This is a genomic window from Marinococcus halophilus (genome assembly GCF_900166605.1).
In the GTDB taxonomy this organism is placed as follows: Bacteria; Bacillota; Bacilli; order Bacillales; family Marinococcaceae; genus Marinococcus; species Marinococcus halophilus.
In genome coordinates this window covers 373869-389288 of sequence record NZ_FVZD01000005.1, presented here as the reverse complement: position 1 = coordinate 389288, position 15420 = coordinate 373869, and the positions used below count along the sequence as shown (strand labels likewise).

Annotated in this window: 18 protein-coding genes; 4 read left to right on the top strand and 14 right to left on the bottom strand. The window is 50.4% G+C overall.

Features of this window, described 5'->3' with window-relative positions; genetic code table 11:
- Positions 1-32 precede the first annotated feature (32 nt).
- Positions 33-992, bottom strand: coding sequence for a 2-hydroxyacid dehydrogenase (locus tag B5066_RS04400; RefSeq protein ID WP_079474736.1), 960 nt, complete (start codon positions 990-992; stop codon positions 33-35).
- Between the two features lie 537 nt (positions 993-1529).
- On the bottom strand, positions 1530-2522 hold the full coding sequence (locus B5066_RS04395) for a 2-hydroxyacid dehydrogenase (RefSeq protein ID WP_079474735.1): 993 nt from the start codon (positions 2520-2522) through the stop codon (positions 1530-1532).
- Between the two features lie 105 nt (positions 2523-2627).
- Here B5066_RS04395 and B5066_RS04390 point away from each other — a divergent pair, with 105 nt between their 5' ends.
- Complete coding sequence (locus B5066_RS04390; RefSeq protein ID WP_079474734.1) at positions 2628-2816, top strand: CsbD family protein; 189 nt, start codon at positions 2628-2630, stop codon at positions 2814-2816.
- 57 nt (positions 2817-2873) lie between these two features.
- Here the strand turns inward: B5066_RS04390 and ytvA are convergent, their stop codons facing one another.
- Complete coding sequence (ytvA, locus tag B5066_RS04385; protein ID WP_079474733.1) at positions 2874-3653, bottom strand: YtvA family blue-light photoreceptor; 780 nt, start codon at positions 3651-3653, stop codon at positions 2874-2876.
- A gap of 228 nt (positions 3654-3881) precedes the next feature.
- Here ytvA and lhgO point away from each other — a divergent pair, with 228 nt between their 5' ends.
- Positions 3882-5066, top strand: coding sequence for an L-2-hydroxyglutarate oxidase (gene lhgO, locus B5066_RS04380; RefSeq protein ID WP_079474732.1), 1185 nt, complete (start codon positions 3882-3884; stop codon positions 5064-5066).
- A 7-nt stretch (positions 5067-5073) separates the two neighbouring features.
- The gene (locus B5066_RS04375; protein WP_079474731.1) at positions 5074-5436 is read left to right on the top strand and encodes a VOC family protein; all 363 of its coding nucleotides are present in this window, start codon (positions 5074-5076) and stop codon (positions 5434-5436) included.
- A 44-nt stretch (positions 5437-5480) separates the two neighbouring features.
- Here the strand turns inward: B5066_RS04375 and B5066_RS04370 are convergent, their stop codons facing one another.
- Positions 5481-5663, bottom strand: a complete 183-nt coding sequence (locus tag B5066_RS04370) for a hypothetical protein (RefSeq protein ID WP_079474730.1) — start codon at positions 5661-5663, stop codon at positions 5481-5483.
- Between the two features lie 273 nt (positions 5664-5936).
- Here B5066_RS04370 and B5066_RS04365 point away from each other — a divergent pair, with 273 nt between their 5' ends.
- The gene (locus B5066_RS04365; protein WP_079474729.1) at positions 5937-6149 is read left to right on the top strand and encodes a hypothetical protein; all 213 of its coding nucleotides are present in this window, start codon (positions 5937-5939) and stop codon (positions 6147-6149) included.
- A gap of 43 nt (positions 6150-6192) precedes the next feature.
- Here B5066_RS04365 and B5066_RS04360 read toward each other — a convergent pair whose 3' ends face one another.
- From B5066_RS04360 to B5066_RS04315, 10 genes are all read right to left on the bottom strand, one after another.
- Complete coding sequence (locus tag B5066_RS04360) at positions 6193-6540, bottom strand: hypothetical protein (protein ID WP_079474728.1); 348 nt, start codon at positions 6538-6540, stop codon at positions 6193-6195.
- 98 nt (positions 6541-6638) lie between these two features.
- On the bottom strand, positions 6639-7931 hold the full coding sequence (locus tag B5066_RS04355) for an NAD(P)H-dependent oxidoreductase (protein ID WP_079474727.1): 1293 nt from the start codon (positions 7929-7931) through the stop codon (positions 6639-6641).
- Positions 7932-7953: 22 nt separating this feature from the next.
- Positions 7954-8328, bottom strand: coding sequence for a PTS glucitol/sorbitol transporter subunit IIA (locus tag B5066_RS04350; protein ID WP_079474726.1), 375 nt, complete (start codon positions 8326-8328; stop codon positions 7954-7956).
- Positions 8329-8382: 54 nt separating this feature from the next.
- A complete protein-coding gene (gene srlE / locus B5066_RS04345; protein WP_079474725.1) occupies positions 8383-9417 on the bottom strand; it encodes a PTS glucitol/sorbitol transporter subunit IIB in 1035 nt (344 codons plus the stop codon).
- Positions 9418-9451: 34 nt separating this feature from the next.
- A complete protein-coding gene (srlA, locus tag B5066_RS04340) occupies positions 9452-10012 on the bottom strand; it encodes a PTS glucitol/sorbitol transporter subunit IIC (protein WP_079474724.1) in 561 nt (186 codons plus the stop codon).
- Positions 10000-10422 carry a transcriptional regulator GutM gene (locus tag B5066_RS04335; RefSeq protein WP_079474723.1) on the bottom strand — a complete coding sequence of 141 codons (423 nt, stop codon included), beginning with the start codon at positions 10420-10422 and terminating at the stop codon, positions 10000-10002. Before B5066_RS04335 ends, srlA begins: the two co-directional genes overlap by 13 nt.
- A 225-nt stretch (positions 10423-10647) precedes the next feature.
- On the bottom strand, positions 10648-11589 hold the full coding sequence (locus B5066_RS04330; protein ID WP_079474722.1) for a sugar-binding transcriptional regulator: 942 nt from the start codon (positions 11587-11589) through the stop codon (positions 10648-10650).
- An 80-nt stretch (positions 11590-11669) separates the two neighbouring features.
- Positions 11670-13055 (bottom strand): dihydrolipoyl dehydrogenase, encoded by a 1386-nt coding sequence (gene lpdA / locus B5066_RS04325; protein ID WP_079474721.1) that lies wholly within the window; start codon positions 13053-13055, stop codon positions 11670-11672.
- 14 nt (positions 13056-13069) lie between these two features.
- Positions 13070-14374 carry a dihydrolipoamide acetyltransferase family protein gene (locus tag B5066_RS04320; protein ID WP_079474720.1) on the bottom strand — a complete coding sequence of 435 codons (1305 nt, stop codon included), beginning with the start codon at positions 14372-14374 and terminating at the stop codon, positions 13070-13072.
- A gap of 15 nt (positions 14375-14389) precedes the next feature.
- Positions 14390-15415, bottom strand: a complete 1026-nt coding sequence (locus B5066_RS04315) for an alpha-ketoacid dehydrogenase subunit beta (RefSeq protein ID WP_079474719.1) — start codon at positions 15413-15415, stop codon at positions 14390-14392.
- Positions 15416-15420 lie beyond the last annotated feature (5 nt).

The window sequence follows — 15420 nt, the reverse complement described above, 5'->3', positions numbered from 1 at the left end:
TATTGTTAAAAAAACAGGAGACCCCTCCTGCTTCACAGCTGGTCCTGAGGCTCCTTTCCATCTAATACTTGAAGCACGTTTTCCGCTGCCCGCAACGACATATTGTTCTCATTTTCCTCGGTAAAAGAGCCGATATGCGGAAGCGTCACTACGTGTGGAAACTTCAACAGCGGATGTCCGGAAGGAACCGGCTCCTCCGAAAATACATCTACCCCGGCATTCCATATCCAGCGCTCCTGGATCGCTTTCACGAGCGCCTCTTCATCTACTACGCCTCCCCGGGACCCGTTTATAAATACAGCAGAGGCTTTCATCCGGCGGAATGCTGCTTCGTCCATTAGATGATAGGTATCTTTCGTAAGCGGCGTCATCGTACAGACAAAATCCGATTGTTCAAGCAGCGGCTCAAGTTCCGTCCACGACGCTCCGTATTTATCCTCTGCTTCAGGTTTTCGTGAGCGGTTGTAATACAAAATGTTCATGTCAAAGCCAAAGCGGGCCCGCTTGGCGATTGCTTCCCCTATCCGCCCCATGCCGATAATACCAAGCGTCCGGTGATGCACATCGACGCCGAAATAATCATCTGGAAGCGTGTTTTGCCACTTTCCGTCTTTCACGTAGCGGTCGGTTTCAGGAATGCGTCTCGCCGCCGCCAGCAGCAGCCCAAAAATCGCGTCTGCGGTCGTGTCGTTTAATACTTCCGGCGTATTGGAAGCATACACGCCCCGGGTGCTTAAAGCTTCCAGATCCAGATTGTCGTAGCCGACAGAAACGTTGGCAGCAATGCGGAGGCAGGGGGCCTGTTCCAGAAATGCTTCATCGACTTCATATTCCACACCGATAATGGCCGAGGCCCCAGCTACCGCTTCACGGAACTCCGGGTCCTCGAGTGTTTCACTTTGTTCGAAATAACGGACCTCGCACGTTTCTGCTAATTTTTCACGGGCCTCCCTGCTGACCCGGTTGTAGGCTACAACTAATGGTTTACCCATACTTAGTCTCCTTTCTTCTCATTTTCAGCGATTTTCACTGTTTGTTTGCTTATAGCTTCTCTATACGCTCATTTTCTTTAAAAACGATGTTTTATCTTCGTTTTATCCTGGGAATAGTCCTTGTACAATCATTATTAAAGGAAAGGGGCATTTTCATGCTATTTATTGAAGCCCGCAAACGTATGCAGGAAGACGCAATTAAAAACGGAGAACAGCAGGTTAAAAAACCACAGCAGGCCTCCAAGCGGAAATTCCGCAAACAGAAAAGCAGCTGAAGCTAAACTTCATGATTACCACGTCCTTCAACAGGGTATCCGGTAAATAAGAACTTGAAGATGGAGGACGTTATCTACTATGAGAAAACTAATTAAAATGGCTGTCAAAGTTGGACCTTTTGTTTATCCCTATGTGAGAAAATGGTGGAGAAGCCGTAAACAAAAGCGCTGAAATCACGGAGCGCTCATATACACGCTGGAAAAAGACAGCCGTTCTCGTATGCAGAGGGCGGTTTTTCTTATGCCTAAAACCGCCTTTTCTTCATTTCTTAAACTGCTGCCGGCTGCCTTCATTCCATACCTTTTTATTGACGAGCGCTTCGGGCTTTTCTCCCCGCAGAGCCTTTACGCACTGTGCGGCCGCCTCCATATACATTGCTTCCCGGGTTTCCGTGGTGCCAGTTCCGATATGGGGAAGCACCGTTACCTCCGGCATAGCAAGAAACGGATGATCTGCGGGCAGGGGTTCTTCTTCAAACACATCAAGTCCGGCCGCAAAAATCTCTTTTTCCTGAAGAGCCGTAATCAGTGCCTGCTCATCTACGACCGAGCCGCGTCCGCCGTTTAAAAAGACCGCTGTTGATTTCATTTTCCGGAAGGCCTCTGTTCCGAGCATATGCTTCGTCTGCTCTGTCAGCGGCAAAAGCACCATGACCACATCTGATGAAGCGAGAAGGTCGTCCAGCTGCTCATACACAGCACCGGTTTCCCTTTCCGCTTCTTCATGCCTCGAGCGGTTGTAGTAGCTGACCTCCATCCGGAAGCCTTCCTTAGCCCGGCGTGCGATTTCTTTTCCTATACCGCCCATTCCAATAATGCCAAGCTTTTTATGATGTACGTTCAACCCGAACCATTCCTTCGGGGCATTCCGGTCCCATTGTCCGCTTTTGACGAGCTCATGCATCTCCATCAGACGCCTCGAGGCGCCGATCATCAGGCCAAACATCGTGTCTGCCATCGTATCAACGACCGCATCCGGGGTGTTTGTGACCGTGATGCCCCGCTCTGTCAGCAGATCAAGGTCAAGGTTGTCCACTCCCGCGGAAGCATTGCTCACTACCCGGAGTCCGGGTGCATCATCCAGCAGTTCCCGATCCACCGGAAGACCGGCTCCAATCAGCGCGTCCGCTTTCGGAAGCAGCTCCATGAATTTATCCCGTTCTTTATTCGGACGGACTACATGAAGCTCTGCTTCCGCCTCCAGATATTCCCGGACGTGCTCCGGGGGGTTCGTATAGGCAATAATGACAGACATAAAGGCAAGCTCCTTTTATTCGTATTTTTAGATGAATCATTTGTTTTATCACGTACCACACCGGGAATACCCCAGATAAGAATTCAACACAGGAGGTATTCATTTATGGCAGATAAAAAAGGCCTCAGCGATAAAGTAAAAGGCGCTGTCAATAAAGTAAAAGGCGAAGCAAAAGACCAGGCAGGCAATGCAAAGGATGACCCAAAAATGCAGCGTGATGCCAAGAAAGACAAAGTAAAAGGTGAAGTGCAGAACAAAACCGGCGACGCCAAACGGCAGGACGAGGAAAAATAAGCGCTACTTTCAAAGCCGGAATCTTGTGCATTCCGGCTTTTTATTTTTATGCTGCTTTTACGTCAGCCCGAGCTCCAACAGCATTTCTTTTACCGTGGCAGCAGTTCGCAGATAGGAAAGCGAAATATTTTGCGACGTAAAAGCCATGGAAAGCTCGGGTCTGATGCCGGTTACAATCAGCTCTGAACCGAGCAGTCGGAGCAGGTGATGCAGATTCATAATCCCGTCGGCTACCTGCTCATCGTATTCATCCATTCCGGAAAGGTCGAGAATCAGTTTTTCGTAGTGGACACTTCCGTATGCTTCGGAAATTTTATGAGATATCATTTCGAACCGTTCGTATGATAAATCCCCGACGACCGGGAGCACAGATATTTTTTTTGTAATCGGCACAATTGGCGTAGATAGCCGGTGCACCTGATTTTCACTTTTGTTTAGATCGTCTTCGTATTTTTTCTGCCGGGTGATATCACGCTGGACACCAAGATAATACAGGCGGTTTTCCAGATAAATAGGTTCGATATAAATTTCGTTCCAGAAGGGCGTGCCGTCCTTTTTAAAATTTTCGAGCTCCAGGACGTATTCTTCCCGGGCCGCCACCGCGCGCTTCATGTTTTCTATTGCCTGCTCATCTCTGTTTCCCCCCTGGAGAAACCGGCAGTTATACCCTACGCTTTCTTCGTACGTATAGCCGGTCACATCAGTAAAGCCCCGGTTTACATAGACGATGGGGTTGTCATCCTTATTGGGGTCTGTGATAACCAGCCCCACCTTTGAATGGTCGAGCGCTTTTAAAATTAACGAATCCGTCAAAATCTCATCGTTAAACTCATCCATGGCGCGTGCAATCCTTTCCTAATATGAATAGTTGTTATGTACCTCGTTCTTTTTATTCCTTTTTCCCACTCTGCGGTAAACTTCCTATTTTTCTTTAACGGGTGTACTCATCTATTATAATAAAAAAACCCTTTAAAAGAAATTACTGTCGTTGTAAGTTTCAAAAAAACGGGTATGCTTTGCATAAGCAGTTTCTGCCAAAAAATTGTCGTTTAAAGGAGCATCGATATGTACGATTATGTCATCATCGGCGGCGGCATCCTTGGGCTCGCTACGGCCTACGCACTGCTCGAGGAAGAACCCGGCGCCGGGGTAGTCGTTTTAGAAAAAGAATCGCACCTGGCTTCGCACCAGACAGGCCGGAACAGCGGAGTGATTCATTCCGGCATCTATTATCAGCCCGGCAGCCTGAAGGCTGTTCTTACAGAGAAGGGGCGGAAGTCACTCACAGCTTTTTGCGATCAGCACGGGGTGGATTACACTATTTGCGGGAAGATTATCGCAGCCAGGGACGAAGATGAGCTGCTGCAGCTGCGCAGGCTCTACGAACGCGGCAGACAAAATGGCCTGCAGCCGCGCTACCTTTCGCTCGACGAGCTTGCAGAACGCGAACCTTATGTAAGCGCCCAGCATGCCCTGTTAGTGCCGGAAACCGGGATCGTCGACTACGCAGAGGTAGCCGATGCTCTCGCCAGGGAGATCCGCAGGCGCGGCGGCGATATATTAATTGGCCAACAGGCTCAGCATATTCAGGAAGAAGCCCAGACTGTCAGCGTCACCACCAGGCATCAGACGTTCACCGGCCGGAAGTTTATTAACTGCGGCGGGCTTCGCAGCGATAAAATCGCCCGGATGGCCGGCTACCATACAGACGTCCGTATCGTGCCTTTCCGCGGCGAATACTATACGCTTACTCCGGAGGCTGAACATAAGGTCTCCTCGCTAATCTATCCGGTCCCGGACCCAGCTTTTCCATTTCTCGGCGTTCATTTCACACGGATGAGCCGGGGAGGCGTAGAGGCTGGTCCGAACGCGGTCTTAAGCTTCGGACGGGAAGGCTACGGAAAATTGGATATGAATCCAGCCGATGCCTGGGAGCATTTCCGCTCTCCCGGACTAATGAAACTGGCTTCCCGGTACTGGAGGAAAGGAGCGCAGGAATACGTACGTTCGTTTTCCAAGCAGGCGTTCACCAAAGAGCTGCAGCAGTTGATTCCTTCTCTTCTCCCGGAGGAGCTAATGGCTGGAGAACCAGGCATACGGGCGCAGGCAATCCAGGAAGACGGGACGCTTCTGGATGATTTCTTTTTCATTACAGGCAGCCGCAGCCTGCATGTATTAAACGCTCCATCTCCCGCAGCAACAGCTTCTCTTGAAATCGGTAAAACGATAGCCCAAAAAGTGAAAGGATGACTTTCTGATGACTTTATTTAATGGCATCGACCATGTGCAGCTTGCTGCGCCACCGGGTAGTGAAGAAAAAGCCCGGCATTTTTTCCACACCATTCTCGGTATGCCAGAAATACAAAAGCCTGACGATTTAGCCAGCCGCGGCGGCGTGTGGTTTGACTGCGGCGGACTTGAGGTTCATATCGGCGTAGAAGAGCCGTTTTCTCCGGCCCTAAAAGCGCATCCCGCGCTTCGCGTACATAGCCTTGAGCTGGCCAGAGAACGCCTCCAGGAGTTCAATTGGCCTGTAAAGCCTGAACAGCCGCTGAATGGAGCTGCGCGCTTTTATACAGAGGACCCGTTCGGCAACCGGATCGAGCTGATCGAGAGATAGAAGAACCCCCCAGCAGCGGCTGCCGGGGGGTTCTGATATTCATTTTACAGGCTGAGCATTTTCACCGAATTCGGATGAAGTTCTTCTTTTAACTGCTCATACATTGTAGTTGCGCACTCTTTTCCTTCTAAAATCAATTCTTCTTTCGCTTCACGGCCCTTATAATTCTTCAGCGAAATTTCATGGCCGTCCTGGTCCACTGCAATCAGCATGTATTTCTGTGTCATGGCTGCTCCCCCTTTTACTTTCCTTTCTTATTCAGCCGTGATGCCTTCGAGCTTCATTAACATTAGTGCAGAGTCAATTGTTTTAAGATTTGATGGGCTATCAAAAATATTATTTCCCCGCATACCTCCCGGCGTAAACATCAGCTGCTTGAGACTGTATGCTTACAACCTGTGGTTTTCTTTAAGGCAGTTCCGGGTACATAGTCATTAAGTAAATAGATATATACTGCTCTTATTCATGTTATTTATTATACGCCGAAGGAGTGAAATACGATGGATTACTCCATGTCGCGTCAGGTCATTTATTGCTCAATAACGAGACAGACGGTCCTTCACGAATTATCCTACGTATATACAGATGGCGTGCTTGACTCCGTCGCTACATGCACCGGAGTATCAGAAGCCTGCACAAATTGTCCCCTGCTGGAATTTAACCGGGTGTCCGAGGCTGCCCCCTCCCCCCGCAGGCAGCTGGCCAGTGGATAATATACTCATTCATAAAAAATCTTCCTCCCCCGCTCACGCGTGGTCAGGAAGATTTCTTTTGTTTATTCTTATAATAACGCAGGGTTTTCTGGGTATCATTGAAATCCCGCATCAGCCGGTACGGCTTGCTCGCCATCCGGAACGGCATTCTTATGACAAACGGCGTCCTGCTTTCCCTGTATTCTTCTGTTAAACGTGTCGGTTTAGTGGTTACACGGTCATACACTTCGCTGTACCATTCTTTCATAATATCGCGGTTTAACGTCAGCTCCCGGCCGCACCTTCGGCATTCCATGCTGTACACGTCCCCATTAATATACTCTACGTTATGGGGCGTATCTTCCTTACAATGAGAACACTGTAAGTAAATAAGCTCCTTACGTTTTTTCATCGCTTCAGCCCCTCCTTTAATGATTCTTCTTTCATTATACCACGATTTGGATACGGAAAAAGAAGCGGCTGCTCATTCAGCAGCGCTTCCTCCTCATTTTATTTCCAGTCGTGATCCTGCATTTTCCGCAGACGCCAGATCGTGGATTCCACTGTCTGCTCCACGTCCTGATACGTAATGATTTCTCCTTTCTTTACCGTCCGGGACATTTTTACGTTTTTATCTACCAGGCCGATCGGGAGCGCTCCTTTATCTTTTGCTTCTGAAGCTTCCATCACGGTTCCGTAAATGGTAAAGCCGCCAATAGAATCCAGATACTCGCCCACTTCGAGATCACGCTTCGCTACCGCTGCAGTTTCAGCGATATGCCCGGCATCCGGGGCGATAGTTGCCTGGCCGTCCAGATACGCCCGGGCTACTGAAAGGGGAGTTTCCAGGCTTGTTAAATGGTAAGGGCGATACAGTACGTAATTCGGCCCATCTCCCATTTTTAAATATTTCATTTCCGCGTTTACTTCTTCCATGTCCGAAGCAACGATCGCAAACACACCTGGGGCGATACCGTTAATGTATTCCACCACGTGCTTTTTCCCGATCCGGCCTCCCTGGTCCCGCAGCTGGAAGAGTTCAGGAAGATCAGCAACTCCGGCTTCAAAGCCATTCATCCCCGGTTTTTCCGGTACAAATCCGGTGGCGTTCGCTACGGCATTCATCTCTACCATCGTTTTCGTTCCATCCTGGAAGGAAGCAAGCATTTTCGGGCTTGATCCTTTTTCCTCCGCTTCTTTTGCCGCAGTATCAGGATTTGCTTCCACATTTAACGGATTATTTTTCCCTTTACCGAGAGCGACTACTTCAAAGCCAATCGCATCGGCGAAATCATACAGCTCCATGATCGCTCCCGGCTCATCTCCTGCCGATCCGGTGTATACGACACCGCTTGCGTCTGCCATCCGTTTCAAAAGCGGGCCGACGGTCACGTCCGCCTCCACGTTCAGCATAACAATATGCTTCCGGTTCAAAATAGCATTCCAGGCAATCTCTGCGCCGATATTCGGCACCCCGGTCGCATCCACGACCACGTCTACTTCATCGAGCGCACATACGAGCAGCGCCTTTGTGGAGGCTACTACTTTATTCAGCTCAATAGCCTGCGAGGCTTCTTCTTTATTGTTAGTAGAAACAATATTTCCCCGCTCGATACCGGCATGCCTGTAAGCATTGATGACGTTATCTTCGTTTATGTCAGCCGTGACGACCACCCGCATGCCTTTCATGTTTTCAATCTGTGCAATCATGCCGCGCCCCATCTGGCCAGCGCCGATGAGACCCACTTTAATATAGCGGCCCTCTTTTTCCAGCGCCTGCAGCTTTCGATTAATCCCTATCATTTGTCTCCACTCCTATCCAGCTTTATTGTTTACGAAATGTAATGGTGCTTCCCACCTGTATGGCAGGCAGGGGCTTTGCTTCTACACAGACCGTGCCCGGAAGGTCCGAACTTGTTTCCCCGTTAAATTGAAAGGTGGCATGCCCGAGATCCCGCAGCGTTTCGTTTGCTTTAGCGCCAACGAATGTCAGGGAGAATGCTTCACCGTCAATAACCAATTCGTCCCCGGCCGCCAGATCTTCGTTCAATCCTTCAGCGTTATGCACAAAGCTGATGTCATATAAATCCTTTGGTGCTGTTTCATTGAATAAAATCATCATGCCATCATCCATCAGCATTTGGGCGTCCTCTCCAATACCGACTACAGTGGCTGTGAATATTTCTGTATTCATTTGCATGGTCACTCCTCCTGAGAAATACTTTGCGGGCAGGATACGCCCGCTGTTTTATTTTTATGAATATAGGCCAAAGCTGAAGAGATAGGCAATCACAACGGCAAGCGGGCCAGTAATGACCCTCGAAAACAGAACGGCCGGTACCCCGACGGAAATGGTCTCCGGCTTTGCTTCCCCGAGCGTCAAACCAACCGGCACAAAGTCTGCCCCTACCTGCGGGTTAATGGCAAAAAGGGCTGGAAGCGCCATTGCCGGCGGAATGTTTCCCATGCCGATCTGGGTTCCGATAAGCACCCCGACCACCTGGGCAATAACAGCGCCAGGCCCGAGCAGCGGAGATAAAATTGGAATCGCACATATAAAGGATAAAAGCAGCAGTCCGAAAATATTACTCGCGAGCGGCGATACAAAATTTGCGATCAGGTCCCCGATACCGGTGAAGGTGATAATCCCGATAATCGTACTGACAAAAGCCATGAACGGGAGAATGTTCCGGATGACTGTATCAATCGTTTCACGCCCCGCCTGGAAGAATACGCTTACAACGTTGCCGACGGCGCGGCCGATGCGTTCGATAATATTTGCTTTTTTCGGCCCGGATCCTTTGGCCTTCAGCTTCGCATCTTCTTTAACCTGCTTGGCCACATCCCGGTCCATCAGGGAATTATACGGGGAAGCTTTGTCCTCTGCTTCCGCTTCAGCCGCCGGCACCTCATCCGCGCTGATCGCTTTTATGTCTCTTTCAGCTACACCCGAGACAAAATTCTCTTCGTTAATATACTGCGCAAGCGGGCCAGCCGGTGACGTGCCGTGAATATTGACCGTCAGCACGCCCATTTTCGGGTAGACTCCGCAGCGTGCGGTGCCCCCGCAGTCAATAACTGCCGCGGCAATGTTTTCTTTATCATAGGAGGCTTTAAACCCATCAACCGCCTCCCCGCCTGTCAGTTCTGCCAGGCGTTCGGCAACCGGATGAATACCGCCTCCGGTTACCGACATAATGTACCTTTTCTGGTCATTTGGATGAATGACGAGCGGGCCTCCCCATCCGCCTCTTCCTTTCGTTACCTCTACCGGTTTATATTCAGCCATTATTCTTCCCTCGCTTTTTCTTTTAAATTTTCATTTATGCACTGGCGCTTTTTTCACCTGAATCACTCTCTGCATTAGACGCCTGGCGCCTGAGCATAATAGCGGTAATCCATTCGGTTACAATGCCGCGGATCAAAATAACAATCAGGCCAACGATGAAAAAGCGAATCGCGAGCGGGCCTGCAGACAAGCCAAGCGTAGTAATGCCGGCCGATATACCAGTGTAGACGAAAAGTTCTGCCGGATTCGCGTGAGGAAACAGTCCGGTGATCGGATGTACAAACGATACAGCGGAATCATAGAATGCCGGCTTCTGCCGTTCCGGCAGGAAGCGTCCGAAGGTATAGCACATTGGGTTCGTTAAGAAAAATACGGCCAGCAGCGGAAACAGTGTATAGCGCAGAAAGAAATATTTTGTGCTTTTCTGGGCCAGCGAGTAAATTCGTTCTTCCCCAATAAATTTAATGATAGCGTTTACAGCGAGAATTAAACATATAAGTGTCGGAATAATACCTGTAATGAGTCCGACAAATGTTTCGCCGCCTGCCTGGAACATTCCGATAAAGCCTTCTGCGAGCGTTACTAAGAAATCCATTTGTTATCCCCCTTTTTGTTTTTGCGCTTTTGTTCTGCGAGAATCTGCTGGGCTGCCATTAGATGAGCCCGCTTTGGATGCTTTTTTTTCCCGGAAGCGCCTTCTGCTTCCCACTGTTTTTTCAATTCGTAAATATTTTTATCCATCAGTTCCGGCGCTTCAGCAAATTTGGCGAACACCGTCACTCCTCTCATGATCTTGGCATCAATCACTGTGCCTGCCTCATTGGTTACGAGCAAAAGCACGGTTCCAATACCAAGCAGGCGTTTATCAATGCCTGTGCCAAGGTATCCTGACGGCCGGCTGCTCATCGAAGCAATCATGCCGTTATAATATTTCATCTGGCGAAATGTCAGGTAAAATTGTGCCAGCCATATTACGACGAATGCGGCAATAAAATAACCCCACATTATTACTCCTCCTTTACATTTGTAACAACTTGTAACCTTTGTAACTATATTAAAGCGTTTTCACATAGCCGTCAATATATTTTTCAGATATTTTAAAAATTAATTTCCCGCAGAGTTACCAGACCATTTGTAAATTATTTCTTTTATTTTACATTTGTTTTAAATAAAACATTTGTTCATATAAATATAAAAAAATGGCTCCTTCATAAGGAGCCGTACGTCCGCTTATTCGGTTAACGCTTCTGCAATCTGGTTGTCGACGATCAGCACGTCCAGGTATCCACCCTTGAGGGCAGCTTCAATCCCGAGCACCTTATGGGAACCCTGGGCTACACCGACAACTTCGGGAATGTTTTTGATTTCCTCCAGGGTCAGGCCAATGACCCTGTTGTTGATCGGGTGGTCCACCCCCTGGCCAAGCGCGTCGAAAAATTTCGAGCTGATATCTCCGACTGCTCCGGCTTTCCGGAGCGTCACGATGTCTTCTTCCTGGAGGTAGCCCATTGTTTCCATGGTGGAATGCTGGAGCGGATTGCCGAGGCCAACGAGGGCGAGTTCCACGTTCCTTCCTTCCTCGAGTACCTGGGCAATATCCTTGGACTCTACGAGTCTCTCCTTCAGGTCATCTGTTTCGACCATTGCCGGGGCGTACAAATACGAACAGGAAGCATTCATTTTCTGCGCAAAATGAAAGGCCAGCTGATTGGAATGCAGATGCACGTATTTGTTGCCCATTCCTCCGATAAGCGGTGTAATTTGAATGTCTCGATGTTCCACATACGGATATTCTTCAATTAGTGAACGAAGCGTTGTCCCCCATGAGATGCCGATCCGCTTCACCTGCTCCGAGCGCTTGGCCACGTAAGAAGCCGCTGCTTTCCCGATCAGTCGTTTGCCCAGATCGGGAGTAAAGCCTGTGGTTGAAACGACGACCGCTTCCTTTAATCCATATTTTTTTTCAAGCTTCTGTTCCAGATCCACCGTATGCACGCTTTCATCTTTAATATATATTTCAACGATGCCTTCATCCCGGGCCCGCTGCAGCATTTTAGAAATGACAGGCCGGGAGACGCCCTGTTTTTTAGCAATCTGGGCCTGGGTCCATCCGTCAAAATGATACAGCTTCGCTACTTTTACCGTTTCTCGTTTTTCTTCCCAGTTGAGCATAATTCTTCCCTCTATTCCATAAATTCATCTGTTCTCAGTATATCACTCCCTGCTGAAACTATATACGCTTACATGGCTTTTTATTGATGCACTGGACGTCCGGATAGCGCAGATGCTCCTTCGAAAAGCATCTCCGAAAGCGACGGATGGGCATGAATCTGGCTGCTCCATTCTTCGGTCGTGCCTTCGAGATGAATGTAGGCAGCAGACTCCCCGATCATCTCCGTGACATGCGGGCCGGCCATTACAACCCCGAGAATTTCGCCGAACATTTCCCGGGAAATAACTTTAATGAAGCCCCGGGATTCTCCCATCGTCATCGCCTTAGCGTTTCCTCTAAGAGGCACTGTCTTTATTTGAACGTCGCTGTACATTTGTTTTGCTTCCTGCTCGGACAGCCCGACAGACGCGATTTCCGGAAAGGTATAAACACACCGCGGCACGAGCGAGAGATCCATGGAAAGCGCAGCACCCGCAGCGTGCTCTGCTGCAATAATGCCCTCGGCGCTTGCCGCATGGGCAAGCTGCCATCCGCCGACAATGTCCCCAGCGGCATAAATCCCCGGCACCGATGTCTGCATCGAACCATCCACCGCTACAAAACGGCCATTCATGCGCAATTGAAGATCTTCTGCCGCCGCGATGACAGGCGTCCGGCCGGTGGAAATCAGCAGGAGGTCTGTAGTGAGCTGCTGGTGGCTGCCAGAAGCGTTCTGCATGTCAATGACCGCCTTTTCTCCCTGCTGCTTTGCAGAAGTAACCGTGGTGCTGGTAAGTATGGCCACTCCCGACTCTTCAAGCGCTCCAGCCAGCATTTTCGCGGCATCCTCGTCCTCCTGGGGAACCAGCCGTCCGGCTGATTCGACAATCGTCACCTGGACGCCGAGCGATTGATACAAGCAGGCATATTCGCTGCCAATAAAACCTCCGCCAACGATCGTCATCGTTTCAGGGAGTGAATGGCGTTCATAAATGGTGTCACTCGTGTAATACCCGGTCTCCTCAAGCCCTGGAATGGGAGGCACTGTCGGCACGGATCCCGATGCAATGATAACTGCTCTCCCGGCCAGCACGGTTTCCTCCCCGTCTTTACTGGTAACAGTAACCTCTTTGTTGGGATGGACCTTTCCCCTTCCTGCAAACACCTCAATGTGTCCCTTCTTCATTAGTGACTCTACTCCCTGCCGGAGCTGCCGAATCACCCGGTCCTTTCGTTCAAGCATATCTTTGTAACGCAGGTAAAATCCTTCCACTTGGATACCGTATTTTGAAGCGTTTCGCACATAGTTCACTGCTTCAGCGTTCTGGAGAAGCGTTTTGGAAGGTATGCATCCGCGGTTTAAGCACGTACCCCCGAGTTCACGATCCTCTACAAGGGCGGTGGACTGCCCGAGTCCGGACGCCCGGAGAGCAGCTACATAGCCTGCCGGCCCCCCGCCGACAATCACCTGATCAAACGTTTCCATCGACCCACCTCCTTCTAGACAAACAGCTGATATGGCTGTTCAAGCATTTGTTTGAAATCTGTTAAAAATGCAGCTGCCGGTGCGCCGTCAATAATACGGTGGTCAAAGGAAAGGCTGATAGCCATCATCCGGCCTACAGTGATTTCCCCGTTTTTTACTACCGGCTTCTCCTGTATGCGCCCGACGCCAAGAATAGCTGCTTCCGGCTGGTTGATAATCGGGGTGAAGTGGTCAACAGCATACATTCCTAAATTGCTGATCGTAAATGTGCTGCCTGAAAGCTCTTTGCCGGGAAGCGTACCGTTTCGGGCCGCAGCCGCTGTCTGTTTGGTTTCAGCAGCTAATTCTGCGAGTCCTTTGGCTTCTGTATGGCGGATGACCGGAACCAGCAGCCCCCGGTCTGTAGCTACAGCGAGTCCCATATGCACAGCCTCCTGCTTCGTAATCCGGCCATCTGTCATGGAGGCGTGCACGTCCGGATGCTTTCGAAGCGCCCGGCTGCCAACAAACATTAAAAGCTCCGTCACCGACAGCCGCTGGCCGGTCTGTTTTTCGATCACCGGCAGAAGCTGAGTGCGTAACTCCATCGCCGCCTCCATATCAACTTCAGTATGAAGCGTCACGTGCGGCACTTCATTCGCGCTTTTTTGCATACGCTCTGCCACTACTTTTCGTACGCCCTGAAGCGGCTCGGACTGAAGCTCCTCTACTGCCCGAGGCGCAGCAACGTCTGAACGCGTAATTTTCCCGTAGCTGCCGCTTCCTTTCACAGCGGACAGATCCACATTATTTGCTTCTGCTTCTTTTTTCGCCAGCGGCGTACTGCGCACCTGTTGGCCGTCCACAGCGGCATGAACATCAGCAGCGTGAATACGCCCTTTCGCGCCGCTGCCCTGTATTAGGGACAGATTTACACTATGCTCCCGCGACAGCTTCCGTGCTGCCGGCGTGGCACGCACGCCTCCTGCTTTCTCAGCTTCTATTTCCTGCCCTGCCGGCTCTGGAACCGGGGCTTTCGGTGTACTTTCTGGTGCTGGTGGTTCATTTCCGGCTCCGGGTTTTTCCTCCGGCACCTGCTCGCCCTCCTCGCCAATGTAGCCAACAATACCATTTACCGGTACTTCTTCATCTTCATCATAGTAGCGCTTCAGCAGGATGCCTTCTTCATATGCTTCTACTTCAATATTTATTTTATCAGTCATCACTTCGAGCAGCGGTTCTCCGACCTCCACCGGCTCCCCCTCCTGCTTAAACCACTGCAGGAGCGTGCCGGTTTCCATCGTGCTGCTCAATTTGGGCATAAATACTTCTTTCGCCATGAATGCTGCCCTCCCTTACCGGCGGTGAACGCTGTCGCGTGCCGCCTGCATAATGTCATCCACCTGCGGGACCGTTGCTTTTTCGAGTGTCGGATTGTAAGGCACCGGGACCGGCAGCGCCCCGAGCCTCCGGATTGGGGCATCCAGATAGTCGAACGCTTCACTTTCTGCGATCATGCTGGCTATTTCTCCGCCGTACCCGCCTCTTTTGACTGCTTCATGCACAACGATCACCTTTCCGGTCTTTTTAACGGAATCTACGATCGTCTGCTCATCGAGAGGCACAAGTGTCCGCGGGTCGATTACTTCCACATCAATGCCTTCGTCTGCGAGCTTTTCGGCTGCCTCAAGCGCTTTATGCACCATTACAGCGGTCGCAACAATCGTTACATCTGTGCCCTCACGCTTTACATCCGCCTGCCCCAGAGGGATCGTATACGCTTCCTCCGGTACGTGCTCTTCCGTTTTATACAGTAGTTTATGCTCGTAAAAAATAACCGGATTCGGATCAGTGATAGCTGCTTTTAACAAACCTTTAGCATCTGAGGCGGTCGATGGCTGCACCACCTTTAATCCAGGGATATGGGCCACCCATGCTTCCAGGCTCTGCGAATGCTGGGCCGCAGCCCCTGTTCCGGAGCCTGAAGGCGTCCGCAGAACCATCGGTACGTTGCCTTTTCCGCCGTACATATACCGCAGCTTTGCTGCCTGGTTGGCCAGCTGGTCCATCGCAATGGTAATAAAATCCGAAAACTGCAGCTCCACGACCGGTTTCATGCCTGTCAACGCCGAGCCAATGGCAGCCCCTGTAATAGCCGCTTCAGAAATCGGGGTGTTTCTTATCCGTTCCGGGCCGAACTCTTCAATCATTCCTCGGGTGACGCCGAAAGCGCCGCCGTAGACGCCAATATCCTCCCCAAGAATGAAAACGTCCTGGTCCTCCCGCATTTCCTGCGACAGCGCTTCACGGACGGCTTCGGCAAAGGTAATGCTTCGTGCTGTTTCTTTATTGTTTGAAGAATTTACTGCGCTTGACTGCATCGTCA

Bases quoted from the DNA above. Each gene is read 5' to 3' on its own strand.
- B5066_RS04355 (WP_079474727.1), bottom strand. From the start codon at position 7,931: ATGATAGGGATTAATCGAAAGCTGCAGGCGCTGGAAAAAGAGGGCCGC.
- B5066_RS04335 (WP_079474723.1), bottom strand. From the start codon at position 10,422: ATGTGGGGTTATTTTATTGCCGCATTCGTCGTAATATGGCTGGCACAA.
- B5066_RS04390 (WP_079474734.1), top strand. From the start codon at position 2,628: ATGGCAGATAAAAAAGGCCTCAGCGATAAAGTAAAAGGCGCTGTCAAT.
- B5066_RS04400 (WP_079474736.1), bottom strand. From the start codon at position 992: ATGGGTAAACCATTAGTTGTAGCCTACAACCGGGTCAGCAGGGAGGCC.
- lpdA (WP_079474721.1), bottom strand. From the start codon at position 13,055: ATGGAAACGTTTGATCAGGTGATTGTCGGCGGGGGGCCGGCAGGCTAT.
- B5066_RS04375 (WP_079474731.1), top strand. From the start codon at position 5,074: ATGACTTTATTTAATGGCATCGACCATGTGCAGCTTGCTGCGCCACCG.
- srlA (WP_079474724.1), bottom strand. From the start codon at position 10,012: ATGGATTTCTTAGTAACGCTCGCAGAAGGCTTTATCGGAATGTTCCAG.
- B5066_RS04350 (WP_079474726.1), bottom strand. From the start codon at position 8,328: ATGCAAATGAATACAGAAATATTCACAGCCACTGTAGTCGGTATTGGA.
- srlE (WP_079474725.1), bottom strand. From the start codon at position 9,417: ATGGCTGAATATAAACCGGTAGAGGTAACGAAAGGAAGAGGCGGATGG.
- lhgO (WP_079474732.1), top strand. From the start codon at position 3,882: ATGTACGATTATGTCATCATCGGCGGCGGCATCCTTGGGCTCGCTACG.
- ytvA (WP_079474733.1), bottom strand. From the start codon at position 3,653: ATGGATGAGTTTAACGATGAGATTTTGACGGATTCGTTAATTTTAAAA.
- B5066_RS04320 (WP_079474720.1), bottom strand. From the start codon at position 14,374: ATGGCGAAAGAAGTATTTATGCCCAAATTGAGCAGCACGATGGAAACC.
- B5066_RS04370 (WP_079474730.1), bottom strand. From the start codon at position 5,663: ATGACACAGAAATACATGCTGATTGCAGTGGACCAGGACGGCCATGAA.
- B5066_RS04365 (WP_079474729.1), top strand. From the start codon at position 5,937: ATGGATTACTCCATGTCGCGTCAGGTCATTTATTGCTCAATAACGAGA.
- B5066_RS04330 (WP_079474722.1), bottom strand. From the start codon at position 11,589: ATGCTCAACTGGGAAGAAAAACGAGAAACGGTAAAAGTAGCGAAGCTG.
- B5066_RS04395 (WP_079474735.1), bottom strand. From the start codon at position 2,522: ATGTCTGTCATTATTGCCTATACGAACCCCCCGGAGCACGTCCGGGAA.
- B5066_RS04360 (WP_079474728.1), bottom strand. From the start codon at position 6,540: ATGAAAAAACGTAAGGAGCTTATTTACTTACAGTGTTCTCATTGTAAG.
- B5066_RS04315 (WP_079474719.1), bottom strand. From the start codon at position 15,415: ATGCAGTCAAGCGCAGTAAATTCTTCAAACAATAAAGAAACAGCACGA.